This is a genomic window from Salinibacterium sp. ZJ70, from assembly GCF_011751865.2.
In the GTDB taxonomy this organism is placed as follows: domain Bacteria; phylum Actinomycetota; class Actinomycetes; order Actinomycetales; family Microbacteriaceae; genus Homoserinibacter.
This window is the reverse complement of sequence record NZ_CP061770.1, coordinates 1,595,386-1,611,418: the sequence shown is the minus strand read 5'-3', so window position 1 is coordinate 1,611,418 and position 16,033 is coordinate 1,595,386. Positions and strand designations below refer to the sequence as shown.

The window sequence follows — 16,033 nt, the reverse complement described above, 5'->3', positions numbered from 1 at the left end:
CACGAAACGCCCCCGGTTCGTTCCGGGGGCGTTTCGCGTATGTGGCTGGGTGTCAGACGGGGCGAATGTTCGCTGCCTGAGGACCCTTCTGACCCTGAGCGACCTCGAACTCAACCCGCTGACCCTCTTCCAGGCTGCGGTAGCCGGACGAGTCGATGGCCGAGTAGTGAGCGAAGACGTCCTGAGCGCCGTCGTCGGGGGTGATGAAGCCGAAACCCTTTTCGGCATTGAACCACTTCACGGTTCCAGTGGGCATGAGACTGCTTTCTTCATGGTGCACGCGTTCCCGATCGGGAGGCGCCAGCCCAACATAATGCACACATAAAGGTTTGCGGGAGGGATAATCCCCAGATTTCACCGAATCGAAATAATTCGTCACCTCTGGGTGGGCTGTGCGGCGAGCCACGCCGCGCCGAGGATCCCCGCGTTGTTGCGGAGCTCGGCGGGCACGATCGGCGTCGTGAGTCGCAGCAGCGGCAGGAACTCCTGGTGGTGCTTCGAGACGCCCCCGCCGACGATGAAGAGGTCGGGGGAGAAGAGGAACTCGACCTTGCCGTAGTACTGCTGGAGCCGGTCGGCCCAGGCCGCCCAGCCCAGGTTGTCGCGCTCCTTCGCCGAGTACGCGGCGAGGCGCTCGGCGTCTTCGCCTGCCACCTGCAGGTGGCCGAGCTCCGAGTTCGGGATGAGCACGCCGTCGTAGATCAGCGCGCTGCCGATGCCCGTGCCGAGCGTCGTCACGATCACGAGACCGTCGACGCCGGTGGCGGCGCCGAAACGCGATTCAGCCACGCCCGCCGCATCGGCGTCGTTGACGAAGTGGATATCGCGCCGCAGAGCCTCCTCGAAGAGCAGCTCCGCTTCGAGCCCGATCCAGCGCTTCGACACGTTGGCCGCCGACATCGTGCGCCCGTTCCGAACGATCGCGGGGAAGCACACTCCGAGGGGGACGCCCTCGCCGTCCGGGCCGAACTGCGCCGCGAGCTCGGCGACCGCGCCGAGCACGGCCTCCGGTTCTCCGCCGTCAGGCGTGGCGACCTTGATGCGATCGCTGACGAGCTCACCGGAGGCGACATCGACGAGCGCCCCCTTGATGCCGGTTCCTCCGATGTCGATGCCGACGGCGAGAGTGCTCATGAGTGGCCTCCAGGGAAATCGATCAGGGGAGCGTGAGGATGTCGGCACCGGTCTCGGTCACGACGAGGGTGTGTTCGAACTGTGCGGTGAGGATCCGGTCGCGCGTGGTGATCGTCCAGCCGTCCTCCCACTCGTCCCACTCGATGCCGCCAGGTGCGTCGGGCGTGCCGAGGGTCAGCATCGGCTCGATTGTGAACACCATGCCCGGTTCCATGACGGTGTCATAGTCGGGCGCGGCATCGTAGTGCGGGACGATGAGTCCGGTGTGGAACGCGCGGCCGACGCCGTGGCCCGTGTAGTCGCGCACCACACCGTAGCCGAAGCGGCGTGCGTAGCTCTCGATCGCGCGTCCGATGACGTTGACCTGCCGGCCGGGCGCGACGGTCTTGATGCCGCGACGCAGCGCCTCTTCGGTGCGTTCGACGAGGTCGCGCGTCTCGGGGGCGACATCGCCCACGAGGAAGGTGCGGTTGAGGTCTCCGTGCATCCCGTCCTTGTAGGCGGTGATGTCGATGTTGATGATGTCGCCATCCTGCAGGACGGTGTCGTCCGGGATCCCGTGGCAGATCACCTCGTTGAGCGACGTGCAGCTGGACTTGGGGTAGCCGCGGTAGCCGAGCGTCGACGGGTAGGCGTCGTGGGCGATCACGAACTCGTGCGCGACCGCGTCGAGTTCCTCGGTGGTGACACCGGGACGGATCGCGGCGCCCACCGCTTCGATCGCCTGGGCGGCGATGCGCCCGGCGGTGCGGATGCGCTCGACCTCGTCGGGGGTGTAGATGTCGGAGCCGGTGAATGGGCGGGGACCCGGCCGACCCACGTACTCGGGGCGGGGGATCGAGGAGGGCACCGAGCGGAGGGGCGTCACGTCGCCCGGAAGAAGGTGACCGGCTGCGTCGCGAGGCATAGGGTCGAGTTTACCGAGCGAGAGGAGTGGTCATGGTCGACTGGTGGTACAACCACAGGACCGGTGAGGTCGAGGAGGGTCCGCAGTCGCTGGGCTCCGACCGGGATGGCCCCTTCGCCACCCGCGAGGAGGCCGCTCGCGCTCCCGAGATCGCAGCGGAGCGTGCGCGCGCCTGGGCGGCGGAGGAAGAGCAGGACACGTAACGACCACGGCCCCCTCGCGAGTGGTGGGGTCGCGAGGGAGCCGGGGGTCTGTGAGTCAGCGTCGACTCGAGGTCAGCTGGACTGGTCGAGCGCCGTGATGTCGAAGCCCGCGGGGATGGTGAGGTACGTGGGCTCACGAAGATCCGTCGGCACGTACTCCTGGTACTCCTGCGGCTGGACGGCGAGGAACGCGCTGCCGGGCGTGTAGGCGAGCTTCAGGCAGAGGCCGCTCGTGTCGATCTCGCCCTCATCGTCGATCGCGTAGGGGAGAGCGGAGATGGCCGTAACGTCATCCGCGTCGACGGCGGCGAGGAGTTCCTCGGCGTCGGCGTGGAAGTAGCGGAAGCCTTCCTTGACCTTCTCACCGGAGGGCTTGTGGATGATGTCGGTGAACAGCAGGAGACGCTTCTTCGTCTCGAACTTGTCGGTCTGGGCCTTGAGCCATGCGGTGAGGTCGATGATGTCGGACACGTACGCGCTTTCTGTGGTGGTGGATCGTGGGAGCGCTCCCACGACGTGTACTGAGAAATACTATCGAATTGACGAGGCCTCGCAATTCGGCGGCGGGCGTCAGTCGTCGTACGAGTGCTCGGGCCCCGGGTAGGAGCCCGATGCGACATCCGCCGCCCAGGTGCGCGCTGCGCTGTCGAGCGTTCCCGCAAGGTCGGCGTACTGCTTCACGAACTTCGGGATGCGGCCCGTCGTGAGACCCGCCCAGTCAGTCCAGACGAGCAGCTGGCCATCCGTGTGGGGACCGGCGCCGACCGAGATCGTGGGGATGGAGAGCTCCGCTGTGACGCGCTGCGCGGCTTCCGCGGGCACCATCTCGAGCACGACGGCGAAAGCGCCCGCGTCCTCCACGGCGCGAGCGTCGGCGAGCAGCTGCTCCACGCCTTCGCCGCGGCCCTGGATGACGTTCCCGCCGAGCTGGTGCTCGCTCTGCGGGGTGAATCCGATGTGCGCCATCACGGGGATCCCGGCGGAGACGATCCGATGGATCTGCTCCGCAGAGCGCACGCCGCCCTCGAGCTTGACGGCGTGTGCGCCGGTCTCCTTCATGAAGCGGAACGCCGTGCGCAGCGCCTCATCCGCCCCCACCTCGTATGAGCCGAAGGGCAGATCGCCGACCACGAAAGCGCGCTTGACGGCTCCGGCGACGGCGCGCGTCAGCGGGATGAGCTCGTCGACGGTCACCGGGAGGGTCGTGTCGTAGCCGAACACGGTGTTTCCCGCGGAGTCACCGACGAGCAGGAAGTCGATGCCGGCGCGGTCGAAGATGCCCGCGGTGAGCACGTCGTAGCTCGTGAGCCCCGTGATCTTGATCCCGTTCGCCTTCGCGTTCTGGAAGTGCCGGGTGCGGACTCTCTTGACGACCTCGTCTGCCATCTGCCCAGTCTAGGCGCGTCGCTCGGCGGGCTCGTCCGACCGGATCCGCGTGCGCGTGCGAGGGGTCGCCGTGCGCAGCGCCCCGAGTGCGATGAACAGCTGGGCCGCGAGGTAGAGGCCCATGAGGAGGACGTCCTCCGCGGGGCTCTGGAACAGCGGGGTGAAGAGTCGGAAAGCGAGAAGCGAATCGCTCGCGACGAACAGCGTGCCGCCGATCATCGTGAGGGCGTTGCCGCGCGTCGCCGCTGCCGCCATGGCGGCCAGAACTGCGCCGTAGACCGCGACCAGCCACGCCATGTCTCCGAGGAACGGCCAGAGCGCCAGCAGGAGCCCCGCGTACCAGGGGAGCAGCCCGAGCGTCCACCACGAGGGCGGACGGCGGAAGCCGACGATGAACATCGCGATGAAGCAGAGGTGCGCCGCGAGGAAGAAGCTCAACCCGACCGCGAAGTCCCCGAGGGTGATGTCGCCGAGCCAGGACAGCACGAGCCCGCCGAGCAGCAGAGCGAGCACCGCAGGCCTCATCCGCAGCCGCCCCACCAGGAGCACCACGAGCACGCCGATGACGAGCATCGGAACCGTGAGTCCCTTGGTGGCGCGATCGAGTTCGATGAGGCCCAGCGCCTTGACCGTCAGGTGGAACACCGAGACGGCGAGGAACGGGGCGAAGGCGCCCAGCAGCAGCGGGGCGCGCCGCATCAGATCAGCCCTTGCGCCAGCATCGCATCGGCGACACGCACGAAGCCTGCCGCGTTGGCGCCGAGCACGTAGTCGCCGGGGCGGCCGTAGCGCTCGGACGCCTCATAGGCGGCGTCGTGGATGTCGCGCATGATGCTGTGCAGGCGCTCTTCGCTCTCGTCGAACGCCCAGCGCTGACGGGAGGCGTTCTGACTCATCTCGAGCGCCGAGGTCGCGACGCCGCCGGCGTTCGCGGCCTTGCCGGGCGCGAACAGCACACCGGCCGCCTGGAACGCCTCGACGGCCTCCGGCGTGCTCGGCATGTTCGCTCCCTCGCTCACGGCGATGACGCCGTTGCGGATCAGGGTAGCGGCGTCATCGCCATTGAGCTCGTTCTGCGTCGCCGCGGGGATCGCGACCTCTCCCGGGACGTCCCAGACGCGGCCGTCCGAGACGAATCGCGCGCTCGGGCGGCGGTCGGCGTACGCGGAGATGCGGGCGCGCTCGACCTCCTTGATCTGCTTCAGCAGCTCCAGGTCGATACCGGCCTCGTCGACGATGAAGCCGGACGAGTCGGATGCGGTGATCGGCTTCGCGCCGAACTGCTGCAGCTTCTGGATCGCGTAGGTTGCGACGTTGCCGGAACCCGAGACGATCGCGATGCGCCCCTCGAGGCCTTCGTCACGGCGGGAGAGCATCTCCTGCAGGAAGAACACGGCACCGTATCCGGTGGCTTCGGTGCGCACCTGAGCGCCGCCCCATCCGAGGCCCTTGCCCGTGAGCACGCCCGACTCGTGACGGTTGGTGAGGCGGCGGTACTGACCGAACAGGTAGCCGATCTCGCGACCGCCGACGCCGATGTCGCCGGCCGGGACGTCGGTCGTGTCGCTGATGTGGCGGTACAGCTCGGTCATGAAGCTCTGGCAGAAGCGCTCGATCTCGCGTTCGCTGCGACGGTGCGGGTCGAAGTCGGACCCGCCCTTGCCCCCGCCGATGCCCTGGCCGGTGAGCGCGTTCTTGAAGATCTGCTCGAAGCCGAGGAACTTGATGATGCCGAGGTTGACGCTCGGGTGGAAGCGGAGCCCACCCTTGTACGGGCCGAGCGCGGAGTTGAACTGCACGCGGAAGCCGCGGTTAACCTGCACGTCGCCGGAGTCATCGACCCACGGGACGCGGAACATGATCTGTCGCTCGGGTTCCACGATGCGCTCGAGGATGCCGGCTTCGGCGTACTCGGGGTGCTGCTCGAGAACCGGGCCGATCGTCTCCAGGACCTCGTGGAGGGCCTGGTGGAACTCTGCCTCGCCGGCATTGCGGGCGACGGCGGTGCGGTAGACGTTGTCGATGTAAGCCTGTACGTGCACGTGTGGAGCTTTCTGTTCGAGCGGATCGAACTGGGGGCGGGAGGGCGACCAACCCACGATGGATCATGACCGGAAGCACGTGGTCGCATCCGAGCACCGCATCCGAGATCGTCGGTTCGTCGGGCTTCTCGATGGAGCTTCCAGAGTGAACGGGATCCAAACGGTAGGCGACTTGGGCCGTTCCGGCATCATCGCCATCTGACAGCGTACCGCGCATGCCGCGATACTTCGTCACGTATCTGGGAGGTGTCGCAGATGCGCTCCCCGGGGCGACCGTGCCACTACCCTGGAAACCACCGCGCATCGTGGCAAGAAGGGGACCGAATGGACAAGCAGCGAGACTTCGTTCTGCGCACCATCGAGGAGCGCGGGGTGAAGTTCATCCGCCTCTGGTTCACGGATGTCGTCGGCACCCTCAAGTCGGTCGCGCTCGCGCCCGCTGAGGTCGAGGGAGCCTTCAGCGAGGGCGTCGGAATCGACGGCTCGGCCATCGAGGGCCTCACGCGCGCGTTCGAGGCGGACGTGCTGGCACACCCCGACCCCACCACCTTCCAGATCCTCCCGTGGCGAGGCGAGGTCGACCCGACCGCTCGCATGTTCTGCGACATCTCGACGCCTGATGGTCAGCCCGCTGTCGCCGACCCGCGCAATGTGCTCAAGCGCACCCTCGCGAAGGCCGCAGATCGCGGGTTCACGTTCTATACGCACCCGGAGATCGAGTTCTACCTGCTCAAGTCGAGCAAGCTGAAGAACGGGCGCCCCGTTCCGGTCGACTCGGCTGGCTACTTCGACAACGTGCCGGGAGGCACCGCTCACGACTTCCGTCGGCGCAGCGTGCGGATGCTCGAGGATCTCGGCATCTCCGTCGAGTTCAGCCACCACGAGGCTGGCCCCGGTCAGAACGAGATCGATCTGCGCTACGCCGACGCGCTCACGACCGCCGACAACATCATGACCTTCCGCACCGTCATCAAGGAGGTCGCGATCGAGCAGGGCTGCTACGCGACCTTCATGCCGAAGCCGTTCGCTGAGCACCCCGGTTCGGGAATGCACACGCACGTCTCGCTCTTCGAAGGCGACACGAACGCGTTCTTCGACCCGTCGGGTCAGTACCAGCTGTCCCCGATCGGGCGTCAGTTCGTCGCGGGCATTCTGCGTCACGCGCCCGAGATCACGGCCGTCACGAACCAGTTCGTGAACTCCTACAAGCGACTGTGGGGCGGCGACGAGGCTCCCAGCTACGTCACCTGGGGCCACAACAACCGCTCGGCCCTCGTGCGCGTCCCGCTCTACAAGCCCGGCAAGGGCCAGAGTGCGCGCGTCGAGTACCGCGGCATCGATTCGGCGGCGAACCCGTACCTTGCGTACTCGCTGCTGCTCGCTGCGGGACTGAAGGGCATCGAGGAGGGCTACGAGCTGCCTCCCGAGGCCGAGGGCGACGTGTTCAACATGTCGAGCGCCGAGCGTCGCGCCATGGGGTACGAGGCGCTGCCGTCGAGCCTCGACCGCGCGCTGCTCATCATGGAGGAGTCGGAGCTCGTCGCCGAGACGCTCGGTGAGCAGGTCTTCAACTACGTCCTGCTCAACAAGCGTCGCGAATGGGCGGGCTACCGCCAGCAGGTGACGCCCTTCGAGCTCGAGTCGAACCTGGAAGCGCTCTGACCCGGAAGGCCGTCACACTCACCGAGCTCGCTCGGTTGGGTTTCGTCGACCTGGGGGGAGCGGCCGCCGCTCTTCCCGGCGTGCCCGAGCACGTCGTGCCGCTCTTCGCGGGTGTCGCCGACCCGGATCAGGCGCTGCGCCTGCTTCTCGCCCTGCTGGAGAAGGACGGCACTCGCGTGCGCGCGCTCCTCGACGACGCGGGAGGCGCGAGTCGTCTGCTCGCGCTGCTGGGCGCCTCCGAGGGCGTCGCGGAGTTCCTGCTGCGGCATCCGGAGCATCTCGACGTGCTCGAGCGGCCGATCGCGCGTCCGGACGATGCGGCGGGGTATCGGGCGACGATGCTGCGAGCCGTCGACGGTCTCGTCGGTGACGAGGCATGGGTGGCGCTGCGCGTGGCCTACCGCCGCGAACTCGCCCGCCTCGCTGCCTGGGACCTCGAGCAGCCCGCGCCGATCGACGTGGTCGATATCGTCGCCGCCGCTCTCGCCGACCTTGCCGGCGCCGCCCTCGATGGCGGGATCGACATCGCACGCCGTTCGTCGCGATTCCCTGCCGACGAGGTCGCGGCGACGCGTCTCGCGATCATCGGCATGGGCAAGTCCGGAGCGCGCGAGCTCAACTACCTGAGCGACGTCGACGTCATCTTCGTGGGTGGGGGTGAGGGGATCTCGGACGCCCGCGCGGTCGAGATCGCCACCCGTCTCGCGATCGACACGATGCACGCCCTCAGCGAGCTCGCCGTGGAGCCGGCGCTGTGGGAGGTCGACGCGAACCTCCGGCCCGAGGGCAAAGACGGCGCCCTCGTGCGCACCCTCGATTCGCACCTGGCCTACTACGACCGATGGGCGAAGAGCTGGGAGTTCCAGGCGCTGCTCAAGGCCCGCGCGATGGCGGGGGACCTCGCACTCGGCGAGCGTTTCGTCGCCGGCGTCGCGCCGAAGGTCTGGTCCGCATCCTCTCGAGAGGGTTTCGTCGAGAGCGTGCAGAGGATGCGCGAGCGCGTGCTCGCCCACATCCCGCGCGACGAGGTCGACGTGCAGATCAAGCTGGGCCCTGGGGGGCTCCGCGACGTCGAATTCACGATCCAGCTGCTGCAGCTCGTGCACGGTCAGGCCGACCCGGACATCCGCCAGCGCGGCACCCTCGACGCGCTCGAGGCGCTCGGCGAGCGCGGGTACATCGGGCGTGCGGAGGCGGATGAATTCGCACGCGACTACCGCTTCCTGCGCCTCATCGAGCACCGCATTCAGCTGTCACGGCTGCGCCGCACCCACCTCATGCCGCGCGAGGAGGACCGTCGACGTGCCATCGCGCGCGGGTCGCGCCTCGCGACGACCGCCGACGGCCTCATCGTGGCGTGGCGGGGCGTGCAGCAAGCGGTGCGCAGCCTCCACGAGAAGCTCTTCTACCGCCCGCTTCTCTCGGCGGTGGCGGCGCTGCCCGAGGATGGCTACGCGCTCACGAGCGAGCAGGCGGAGGCTCGTCTTGCCGCGATCGGCTTCCGCGATCCCGCCGGTGCGCTGCGACACATCGCCGCGCTCAGCGGGGGAGTGTCGCGTCGAGCGGCGATCCAGCGCACCCTGCTGCCGGTGCTTCTGCAGTGGTTCGCCGACGGCCCCGACCCGGATTACGGTCTGCTGGCGTTCCGCCGCCTCTCGGAGGACCTCGGCGAGGAGTACTGGTTCCTGCGCATGCTGCGCGACTCCTCGGGTGGCGCTCATCGCCTCACCACGGTGCTCTCGGGCTCACGTTTCGTCGGGTCGCTGTTCGAGCGCATCCCCGAGGCCGCGGCGTGGCTCGAGAACGACGCAGAGCTCCGGCCCCGCCCGCTCGCCGAGCTTCTCGACGAAACCCGCGCCACCCTCGCACGGCATCCGGAGTCGGTGGAGGCGGCCGCGGCCGCGCTGCGCACCGCACGGCGCCGTGAGGTGCTCCGGGTCGCGCTCGGGGCGATGGTCGAGGTCGTGAAGGTCGAGGAGGTCGGGCAGGCGCTCAGCGACATCACGACCGCGATCCTCACCGGCGCTCTGTCTCTCGCGCACGAGTGGGGCGACGAGGTCGAGTTCGGCATCATCGCGATGGGCCGCTACGGCGGCGGCGAGCTCGGATTCGGCAGCGACGCCGACATCATGTACGTCTACCGCCCGGCTGGCTGCGAGCCCGAGGTCGCCCAGAAGCGGGCCGAGCACATCGTCCGCGAGATCAAGCGCCTCACAGAGGATCTTCGCCTCCCGCTCGATCTCGATCTGGGACTGCGCCCGGAGGGCAAGAACGGCCCGCCTGTGCGCTCGCTCGACAGCTATCGCGCGTACTACGCGCGCTGGTCGCTCACCTGGGAGGCGCAGGCGCTGCTGCGAGCCCGCGGTGTCGTCGGCGATGCGGAGCTTCTCGCCGCGTTCGAGGAGATGGCCGACGGCATCCGCTACCCCGCCGAGGTGGGCCCCGACGCGGTGCGCGAGGTGAAGCGCATCAAGGCGCGAGTGGAGTCGGAGCGGCTCCCGCAGGGCGCAGACCCCTCGCGGCATCTGAAGCTCGGGCGCGGTTCGCTCTCCGATGTGGAGTGGCTCGTGCAGCTGCTGCAGATCGAGCACGCGCACGCCCTGCCCGCGTTGCGCACGCCCTCGACGCTCGATGCGCTGGACGCGGCGGTCGACGCGGAGCTGCTTCCCGCATCCGACGCAGAGCGGCTGCGCGCAGCCTGGCTCATCGCGTCGCGTACGCGCTCGGCGATGACGCTCTGGACGGCGCGGACGGCGGATGTGCTGCCCACAGACCGGCAGGCGCTCGAAGGCATCGCGCGACTCATGGGCTACCCGGCGCACTCGGCGACCCAGCTGGAGGAGGATTACCTGCGCACGACGCGTCTCGCCCGGCAGGTGTTCGAGCTGCGGTTCTACGGCTCGCGGATCTGAGCTCGCCGACGATGTCCGAGCGGGATGGCCCGCGGGTTGTTGCACGTTCGATCAGACGCGTCTCGTGTGCCGTCGCCGCGCGATAGCCTGAGATCCGTGCGTTGAATGACGCATCAAGATCGTGCCTGGGAGGCATCGTGTCAGTCCCCGTCGACGGCGTACCGTACGACACCGCAGCGATCCCTCTGCCGCCGAAGACAGACGCATCGCACGGCGAACGGGCTCCCATCTTCACCGGGCCCTTCGTGCTCGGCTGGCTCATCAACTTCGCCCAGTACTTCGTGTACTACCTCCTCGTCACGACGCTCGCCGTCTACGCGATGTCGCGGTTCGCGGCGTCCGATGCGGAGGGCGGACTGGCATCGAGCGCCTTCATCATCGGCGCGACAGTCATGCGGCTCTTCGCGGGCGGCATCGTCGACGCGCTGCCCCGGCGCCGGCTGCTCCTCATCGTCCTGCTGATCGGGTGCGCGGTGTCGTGCCTGTACCTGGTTGCCGACACCTTCGCCATGCTCGTCGCGGTCCGCGTCCTCCACGGCGCGACGTTCGCGATCGCCTCCACAGCGAGCATGTCGCTCGCGCAGTCCGTCGTGCCTGCGCGGCGCCGGGCGGAGGGCACCGGCTATCTCTCGCTCAGCTCGACCGTTGCGACGGCTGTCGGGCCCGCGCTCGGCCTCCTGCTCGTCGGCGTCTCGACGTACACGATGCTGTTCTGGTGCTCGCTCGTCATCGGCGCAGCGGGGCTCGTACTCGCGCTCTTCGTGCGCGACGAGCGCGATCTGCTTCCACGCGAGCGGCGCGGGCTGCGCATCCAGTGGAGCGGCATCCTCGCGCCATCCGTTGTGCCCATCGGGTTGTTCATGATGCTCGTCGGCATGTCCTACGCCGGTATCGTCACCTATCTCAACGGGTTCGCGATCGAGCGCGACCTGCTCGCAGGGGCAGGCTTCTTCTTCGTCGCCTATGCCGCGATGATGTTCGCCGGGCGCCTCGTGCTCGGTCGGCTTCAGGACCGCCGGGGCGACAACACCGTCGTCTACCCGGCGATCCTCGTCATGGCCGCCGCCGCACTCGTGGTCGCGGGCGCGACGGAGGATTGGCACGTCGTGCTCTCGGGAGCGCTGTGCGGACTCGGCTATGGATCGCTCATGCCCGCATCGCAGGCGATCGCCGTCCATTCGGTGCCGCCTGAGCGGATCGGAACAGGCCTGTCTTCGCTCTTCCTCTTCACCGACATCGGCTTCGGCATCTGCCCGGCCCTCCTCGGCTTCGCGATCGGCGGATTCGGCTACGGCTGGACGTTCGCGGGCCTCGCGGGCGTCGCGCTGCTCGCCGGGATCTGGTACGTGATCGTGCACGGCCGGCACCCCGTCGCGCGCCGCGGCCGCTTCGCCGCCTGACGCCGTCTCGCCGCCTATCGGCCGCGTCGGCGATTCGCATTCCCTGCCGAAAGACTCTGCCCTCGACGCGGCGGCCGGGGGAGGCTCGCACCGTGTTGTTGTCACGCGGATGCTGAAGGAGCCGCCATGAAAGCCGCAGTCGTCACCTCGTTCACCGCGCCGCTGGAGGTCCTGCAGAGGGACATCCCGGAACCGGGCCCGGGAGAAGTCCTGATCCGGTTGGAGACGTGCGGGCTCTGTCACACCGACATCCACGCCGCGCACGGCGACTGGCCGGTCAAGCCGCAGCCGCCGTTCGTGCCCGGCCACGAGGGTGTCGGAATCGTCGAGAAGCTCGGCGACGGTGTGACCGATCGCAGCGTCGGAGAGCGGGTCGCGATCCCCTGGCTGGGCTACGCGTGCGGAGAATGCCGCTACTGCATCGACGGGCGAGAGACGCTCTGCGAGAGCCAGCGCAACTCGGGGTACTCCGTCGACGGTGGGTTCGCGGAATACGCGGTCGCTGCGGCGAAGTACGTCGTTCCCGTCCCGGAGGGCGTCTCCTCGTTCGATGCCGCCCCGCTCACCTGCGCGGGAGTGACGACCTACAAGGCACTCAAGGTCGCCCACATCGTTCCCACCGAGAAGGTGGCGGTGTTCGGCATCGGCGGGCTCGGCCACCTGGCGCTGCAGTACGCGCGGATCATGGGTGGCTCGGTCATCGCCGTCGACGTCGAGGACGTGAAGCTCGACCTGGCGCGTGAGCTGGGTGCCGATCACGTCGTCAACGCGGCGAAGGTGGACCCCGTCGAGGCGATCCAGGAACTGGGTGGAGCGGACGTCGCGATCGTGCTCGCGGCGTCCCCGCGGGTGTTCGAGCAGGCGTTCTCCTCGCTGAGCCGTGGCGGACGGCTGATCTGCGTCGCCCTCCCAGCGGACGAGCAGATGACGGTGTCGATCTTCGACACCGTCCTGAAGGGGATCTCGATCATCGGGTCCATCGTCGGCACCCGTCAGGATCTCGCCGAGGTGTTCGCCCTGCACGCGGCGGGACGCACGACCGTCATCGCCGAGTCGCGCACGCTCGAACAGGTCAACGAGGCCATCGACGACGTGCTCGCGGGCGCGGTTCCCGCCCGTCTCGTCTTCGAGTACTGAGATCGCGGCCGTGTGCGTTGAACGCCGGGAGAAAGGCGACTTCATGAACGTCATCGCCGTCGGGGCTGAGGGCTGAGATGGCAGCCCCGTCCCTGACAGACGTGCGCCGACTCGCCGATGCGCGCGCGCCGTGGTCCGCCACGATCTACGGTGACGCCGAAGCCTGGCTTCGCGGGAATCATCCGTCCGAGCTCGCCAGAGCTCAGATTCGCGCTGCGAGAGACGCGCTGCGCGAGGCGGGGGCACCCGAAGCGGTCGCAGGCGAGATCTGCGCGCAGCTGGAGCAGCTGACGAGGCCGTCCGCGGCGCATGCTCCGATCGACCCCCGGATCGCGACAGTCGCCATCTTCGCCACCGCACAGCACACCGAGATCATCCCGTTGACGACGACGCCTGCTCCGTGGGTCGGTGTCAGCGATCGCTTCCTCATCGCGCCTCTGCTGGAAGGAATGCTCGCTCTGCAGCCGGTCGCGTTCGTGTTGGCTGCCTCTGAGAACCGCATCCGGCTGATCGACACGAGTGTGCACCCGGCCGCGGCGATCGACGTGCCCGGACTTCCGGAAGATTTCCGCAGTTCCACGAATCTCGACCTCGCCGGGGACCGAGATGCGCTCGCTCACCTGCGCAAGACGGAGGATCCCGATGTGCGCCTGCGCGAGTACGCCAGGGACATCCACCATGCGGTCGAACCCGTCAGGCGGGCAGCGCAGGCTGTCGTCGTTCTCGCGGCGACGCAGCCGCTCCTGAGTGCCCTCGAAGCGACCGCCCCCGCAGCGGATCAGATCATCGGTCACGTCGGCGGGAACCACGATGACGACACTCCGGAACGGGTGGCGGACCTCGCGGACGGGGTGGTCCGGCAGTATCGCGCCGGTGTCCAGCAGGCGCATGTCGATCGGCTCGCTGCGTCACCTCCCGAGATGTCCGTCCACGGCCTCGAGGCCGTCGAACGAGCCGTCACAGAAGGCAGACTCGACACGCTCTTCATCGACACGGAGTGGCGTACGCCCACAGCGCTGGCCGGGCCGACACACGACCGCGGAGACGAGCTCATCCGACAGGCGCTCGCCACCGACGCGACCATCGTCCCTCTCCGCTCCGACCCCTCGGGGGGATCAGGGGCGGTCGCCGGGATCCTCCGCTACCCGCTGGTGCGCTGAAACGCGTACCTCGGGCGAGGGCTTCGAGTCGAATAGCGAGAGAGAGCCCTCCGACTTCCTGAAGCGAAGTCGGAGGGCTCTCGTCAGCCGTGCGGTCTTACACGCCGAAGTACAGCTCGTACTCGAACGGGTGCGGACGCTGCGCGAAGGGAGCGAGCTCCTTGGTGCGCTTGTAGTCCAGCCACGTGTCGATGAGGTCCTGCGTGAACACGCCGCCCTCGAGCAGGAACTCGTGGTCGGCCTCGAGCGCGTCGAGCGCGTCGCCGAGCGAACCCGGCAGCTGCGGGATGCCGAGCGCCTCCTCCGGGGGAAGCTCGTAGAGGTCCTTGTCGATGGGCTCGTGCGGCTCGATCTTGTTCTTGATGCCGTCGATGCCGGCCATCAGGAGCGCGGCGAACGCGAGGTACGGGTTCGACGACGAGTCGGGCGCGCGGTACTCGATGCGCTTCGCCTTCGGGTTGGTGCCCGTGATCGGGATGCGGATCGACGCCGAGCGGTTGCCGGCCGAGTAGACCAGGTTGACGGGCGCCTCGAAGCCGGGGACCAGACGGTGGTAGGAGTTCACCGACGGGTTGGTGAACGCCGCCAGCGCGGGCGCGTGCTTGAGGACGCCGCCGATGTACCAGCGCGCGATGTCCGAGAGGCCGGCGTAGCCCTGCTCGTCGTAGAAGAGCGGCTTGCCGTCGCTCCAGAGCGACATGTGCACGTGCATGCCCGAGCCGTTGTCGCCCATGAGCGGCTTCGGCATGAAGGTCGCGACCTTGCCCCACTCGAGCGCCGAGTTCTTGACGACGTACTTGAACTTCAGGATGTCGTCGGCCGAGTGCACCATGGTGTCGAATCGGTAGTTGATCTCACCCTGGCCGGCGGTGCCCACCTCGTGGTGGCTGCGCTCGACCTCGAGTCCGACCTCCTGCAGCTTGAGCACGATGTCGTCGCGCAGGTCGGCGTGCTGGTCGACGGGGGTGACGGGGAAGTAGCCGCCCTTGTAGGGGGTCTTGTTGGCGAGGTTGCCGCCCTCTTCCTCGCGGCCCGAGTTCCACGCCGCCTCCGAGGAGTCCACCTCGTAGAAGCTCTTGTTCTGCTTCACCTCGAAGCGCACGTCGTCGAAGATGAAGAACTCCGCCTCGGGCGCGAAGAACGCGGTGTCGGCGATGCCGGTCGAGGCGAGGAACTTCTCCGCCTTCTTGGCAACCTGACGCGGGTCGCGGCCGTACACCTCACCCGTGCGCGGGTTGTAGATGTCGAAGATGATGACGAGCGTGCGGTTGTCGCGGTACGGGTCGATGAACGCCGTGCTCACGTCGGGGATCAGCTGGAGATCCGACTCGTGGATCGACTGGAAGCCGCGGATCGAGGAGCCGTCGAACAGCTGCCCCTCCGTGAAGAAGGCCTCATCGATGGCGGAAGCGGGAAGGTTGAAGTGCTGCTGGATGCCCGGCAGGTCGGTGAATCGGACGTCGACGAACTTGACATCCGTGTCCTTGATGAACTTCAGCACCTCGGAGGAGTCGCTGAACAGAGGCTTGGACATGGGTGTATCTCCAGTGGCATGTATCGGGGTTCGGCTGCGGATGCCGCCACGCTTGAGGCTAGAGGGGCGGCATTTCCCTGCCATGACCGGATTGTTTCGGCCATGTTACGGAGGGGAATCTAGAGTGGACGGGTGAGCAGTGCACCCGAGACGCAGCCCGAATCCCGTTGGCCCGGCGAGCGTCTGGGGCTCCCCGCAGCGGGGCCCCGATCCGTGGCGCGATTCGGTCGCCGGCTCGCCGCCCTCGCGATCGACTGGGCCCCCGCGTACTTCCTGTCGTGGTCGTTCTTCCCGACGCCGAATGGCGCTGACCCGTTCATCAACCTCGCGATCTTCGCGGTGCTCCAGTACGTGTTCCTGATCACCCTCAACGGCAGCCTCGGCCACATCGTCATGCGCATGCGCGTGGTGCCGGTCGCGGGGGGCTACCTCGGGTTCTGGCGCCCGGCGGTGCGGACGCTGCTGCTGTGCCTTGTCATCCCCGCACTCATCTGGGATGTCGACCAGCGCGGACTCCACGACAAGATCGCCGGCACGGTGCTCGTCCGCGTCTGAT

15 protein-coding genes are annotated in these 16,033 nt (G+C 68.1%); 7 read left to right on the top strand and 8 right to left on the bottom strand.

Annotated elements, in window-relative coordinates; genetic code table 11:
- Positions 1–52: 52 nt before the first annotated feature.
- The 3 genes from cspE to map all read right to left on the bottom strand — a co-directional run bounded on the left by cspE (position 53) and on the right by map (position 2,041).
- Positions 53–256, bottom strand: coding sequence for a transcription antiterminator/RNA stability regulator CspE (cspE, locus tag HCR12_RS07615; RefSeq protein WP_166864786.1), 204 nt, complete (start codon positions 254–256; stop codon positions 53–55).
- Between the two features lie 119 nt (positions 257–375).
- Entirely contained in the window at positions 376–1,134 is a 759-nt protein-coding gene (ppgK, locus tag HCR12_RS07610; RefSeq protein WP_166864783.1) for a polyphosphate--glucose phosphotransferase, read from the bottom strand.
- Between the two features lie 22 nt (positions 1,135–1,156).
- Positions 1,157–2,041, bottom strand: a complete 885-nt coding sequence (gene map / locus HCR12_RS07605; RefSeq protein WP_166864778.1) for a type I methionyl aminopeptidase — start codon at positions 2,039–2,041, stop codon at positions 1,157–1,159.
- 32 nt (positions 2,042–2,073) lie between these two features.
- Here map and HCR12_RS07600 point away from each other — a divergent pair, with 32 nt between their 5' ends.
- Positions 2,074–2,244 carry a methionine aminopeptidase gene (locus HCR12_RS07600; RefSeq protein WP_166864775.1) on the top strand — a complete coding sequence of 57 codons (171 nt, stop codon included), beginning with the start codon at positions 2,074–2,076 and terminating at the stop codon, positions 2,242–2,244.
- Positions 2,245–2,316: 72 nt separating this feature from the next.
- Here HCR12_RS07600 and HCR12_RS07595 read toward each other — a convergent pair whose 3' ends face one another.
- The 4 genes from HCR12_RS07595 to gdhA form a co-directional block, all read right to left on the bottom strand.
- Positions 2,317–2,715 carry a hypothetical protein gene (locus HCR12_RS07595; protein ID WP_166864772.1) on the bottom strand — a complete coding sequence of 133 codons (399 nt, stop codon included), beginning with the start codon at positions 2,713–2,715 and terminating at the stop codon, positions 2,317–2,319.
- Positions 2,716–2,814: 99 nt separating this feature from the next.
- Positions 2,815–3,630, bottom strand: a complete 816-nt coding sequence (panB, locus tag HCR12_RS07590; RefSeq protein ID WP_166864768.1) for a 3-methyl-2-oxobutanoate hydroxymethyltransferase — start codon at positions 3,628–3,630, stop codon at positions 2,815–2,817.
- A gap of 9 nt (positions 3,631–3,639) precedes the next feature.
- Complete coding sequence (locus tag HCR12_RS07585; RefSeq protein ID WP_166864765.1) at positions 3,640–4,329, bottom strand: lysoplasmalogenase family protein; 690 nt, start codon at positions 4,327–4,329, stop codon at positions 3,640–3,642.
- The gene (gene gdhA / locus HCR12_RS07580) at positions 4,329–5,672 is read right to left on the bottom strand and encodes an NADP-specific glutamate dehydrogenase (protein WP_166864762.1); all 1,344 of its coding nucleotides are present in this window, start codon (positions 5,670–5,672) and stop codon (positions 4,329–4,331) included. Before gdhA ends, HCR12_RS07585 begins: the two co-directional genes overlap by 1 nt.
- Before the next feature lie 324 nt (positions 5,673–5,996).
- On the opposite strand from gdhA, the gene HCR12_RS07575 reads away from it, so the two are divergent.
- From HCR12_RS07575 to HCR12_RS07555, 5 genes are all read left to right on the top strand, one after another.
- The gene (locus tag HCR12_RS07575; RefSeq protein ID WP_166864758.1) at positions 5,997–7,334 is read left to right on the top strand and encodes a glutamine synthetase family protein; all 1,338 of its coding nucleotides are present in this window, start codon (positions 5,997–5,999) and stop codon (positions 7,332–7,334) included.
- On the top strand, positions 7,331–10,246 hold the full coding sequence (locus tag HCR12_RS07570; protein ID WP_370589345.1) for a bifunctional [glutamine synthetase] adenylyltransferase/[glutamine synthetase]-adenylyl-L-tyrosine phosphorylase: 2,916 nt from the start codon (positions 7,331–7,333) through the stop codon (positions 10,244–10,246). Before HCR12_RS07575 ends, HCR12_RS07570 begins: the two co-directional genes overlap by 4 nt.
- A gap of 137 nt (positions 10,247–10,383) precedes the next feature.
- Positions 10,384–11,646, top strand: coding sequence for an MFS transporter (locus tag HCR12_RS07565; RefSeq protein WP_224763322.1), 1,263 nt, complete (start codon positions 10,384–10,386; stop codon positions 11,644–11,646).
- A 126-nt stretch (positions 11,647–11,772) separates the two neighbouring features.
- Positions 11,773–12,783, top strand: a complete 1,011-nt coding sequence (adhP, locus tag HCR12_RS07560; protein WP_166864752.1) for an alcohol dehydrogenase AdhP — start codon at positions 11,773–11,775, stop codon at positions 12,781–12,783.
- Positions 12,784–12,860: 77 nt separating this feature from the next.
- Positions 12,861–13,943, top strand: coding sequence for a baeRF11 domain-containing protein (locus HCR12_RS07555; RefSeq protein ID WP_166864749.1), 1,083 nt, complete (start codon positions 12,861–12,863; stop codon positions 13,941–13,943).
- Between the two features lie 97 nt (positions 13,944–14,040).
- Here HCR12_RS07555 and glnA read toward each other — a convergent pair whose 3' ends face one another.
- Positions 14,041–15,465: a type I glutamate--ammonia ligase gene (glnA, locus tag HCR12_RS07550; protein WP_166867249.1), complete on the bottom strand. Its 1,425-nt coding sequence runs from the start codon at positions 15,463–15,465 to the stop codon at positions 14,041–14,043.
- A 144-nt stretch (positions 15,466–15,609) separates the two neighbouring features.
- Between glnA and HCR12_RS07545 the strand changes: the two genes are divergently transcribed.
- Positions 15,610–16,032 carry an RDD family protein gene (locus HCR12_RS07545; RefSeq protein WP_166864746.1) on the top strand — a complete coding sequence of 141 codons (423 nt, stop codon included), beginning with the start codon at positions 15,610–15,612 and terminating at the stop codon, positions 16,030–16,032.
- The last annotated feature ends 1 nt before the right edge of the window (position 16,033 follow it).

Excerpts from the sequence above, each read along its gene's own strand:
- cspE (WP_166864786.1), bottom strand. The coding sequence starts at position 256 with ATGCCCACTGGAACCGTGAAGTGGTTCAATGCCGAAAAGGGTTTCGGC.
- ppgK (WP_166864783.1), bottom strand. The coding sequence starts at position 1,134 with ATGAGCACTCTCGCCGTCGGCATCGACATCGGAGGAACCGGCATCAAG.
- map (WP_166864778.1), bottom strand. The coding sequence starts at position 2,041 with ATGCCTCGCGACGCAGCCGGTCACCTTCTTCCGGGCGACGTGACGCCC.
- HCR12_RS07600 (WP_166864775.1), top strand. The coding sequence starts at position 2,074 with ATGGTCGACTGGTGGTACAACCACAGGACCGGTGAGGTCGAGGAGGGT.
- panB (WP_166864768.1), bottom strand. The coding sequence starts at position 3,630 with ATGGCAGACGAGGTCGTCAAGAGAGTCCGCACCCGGCACTTCCAGAAC.
- HCR12_RS07585 (WP_166864765.1), bottom strand. The coding sequence starts at position 4,329 with ATGCGGCGCGCCCCGCTGCTGCTGGGCGCCTTCGCCCCGTTCCTCGCC.
- HCR12_RS07575 (WP_166864758.1), top strand. The coding sequence starts at position 5,997 with ATGGACAAGCAGCGAGACTTCGTTCTGCGCACCATCGAGGAGCGCGGG.
- adhP (WP_166864752.1), top strand. The coding sequence starts at position 11,773 with ATGAAAGCCGCAGTCGTCACCTCGTTCACCGCGCCGCTGGAGGTCCTG.
- HCR12_RS07555 (WP_166864749.1), top strand. The coding sequence starts at position 12,861 with ATGGCAGCCCCGTCCCTGACAGACGTGCGCCGACTCGCCGATGCGCGC.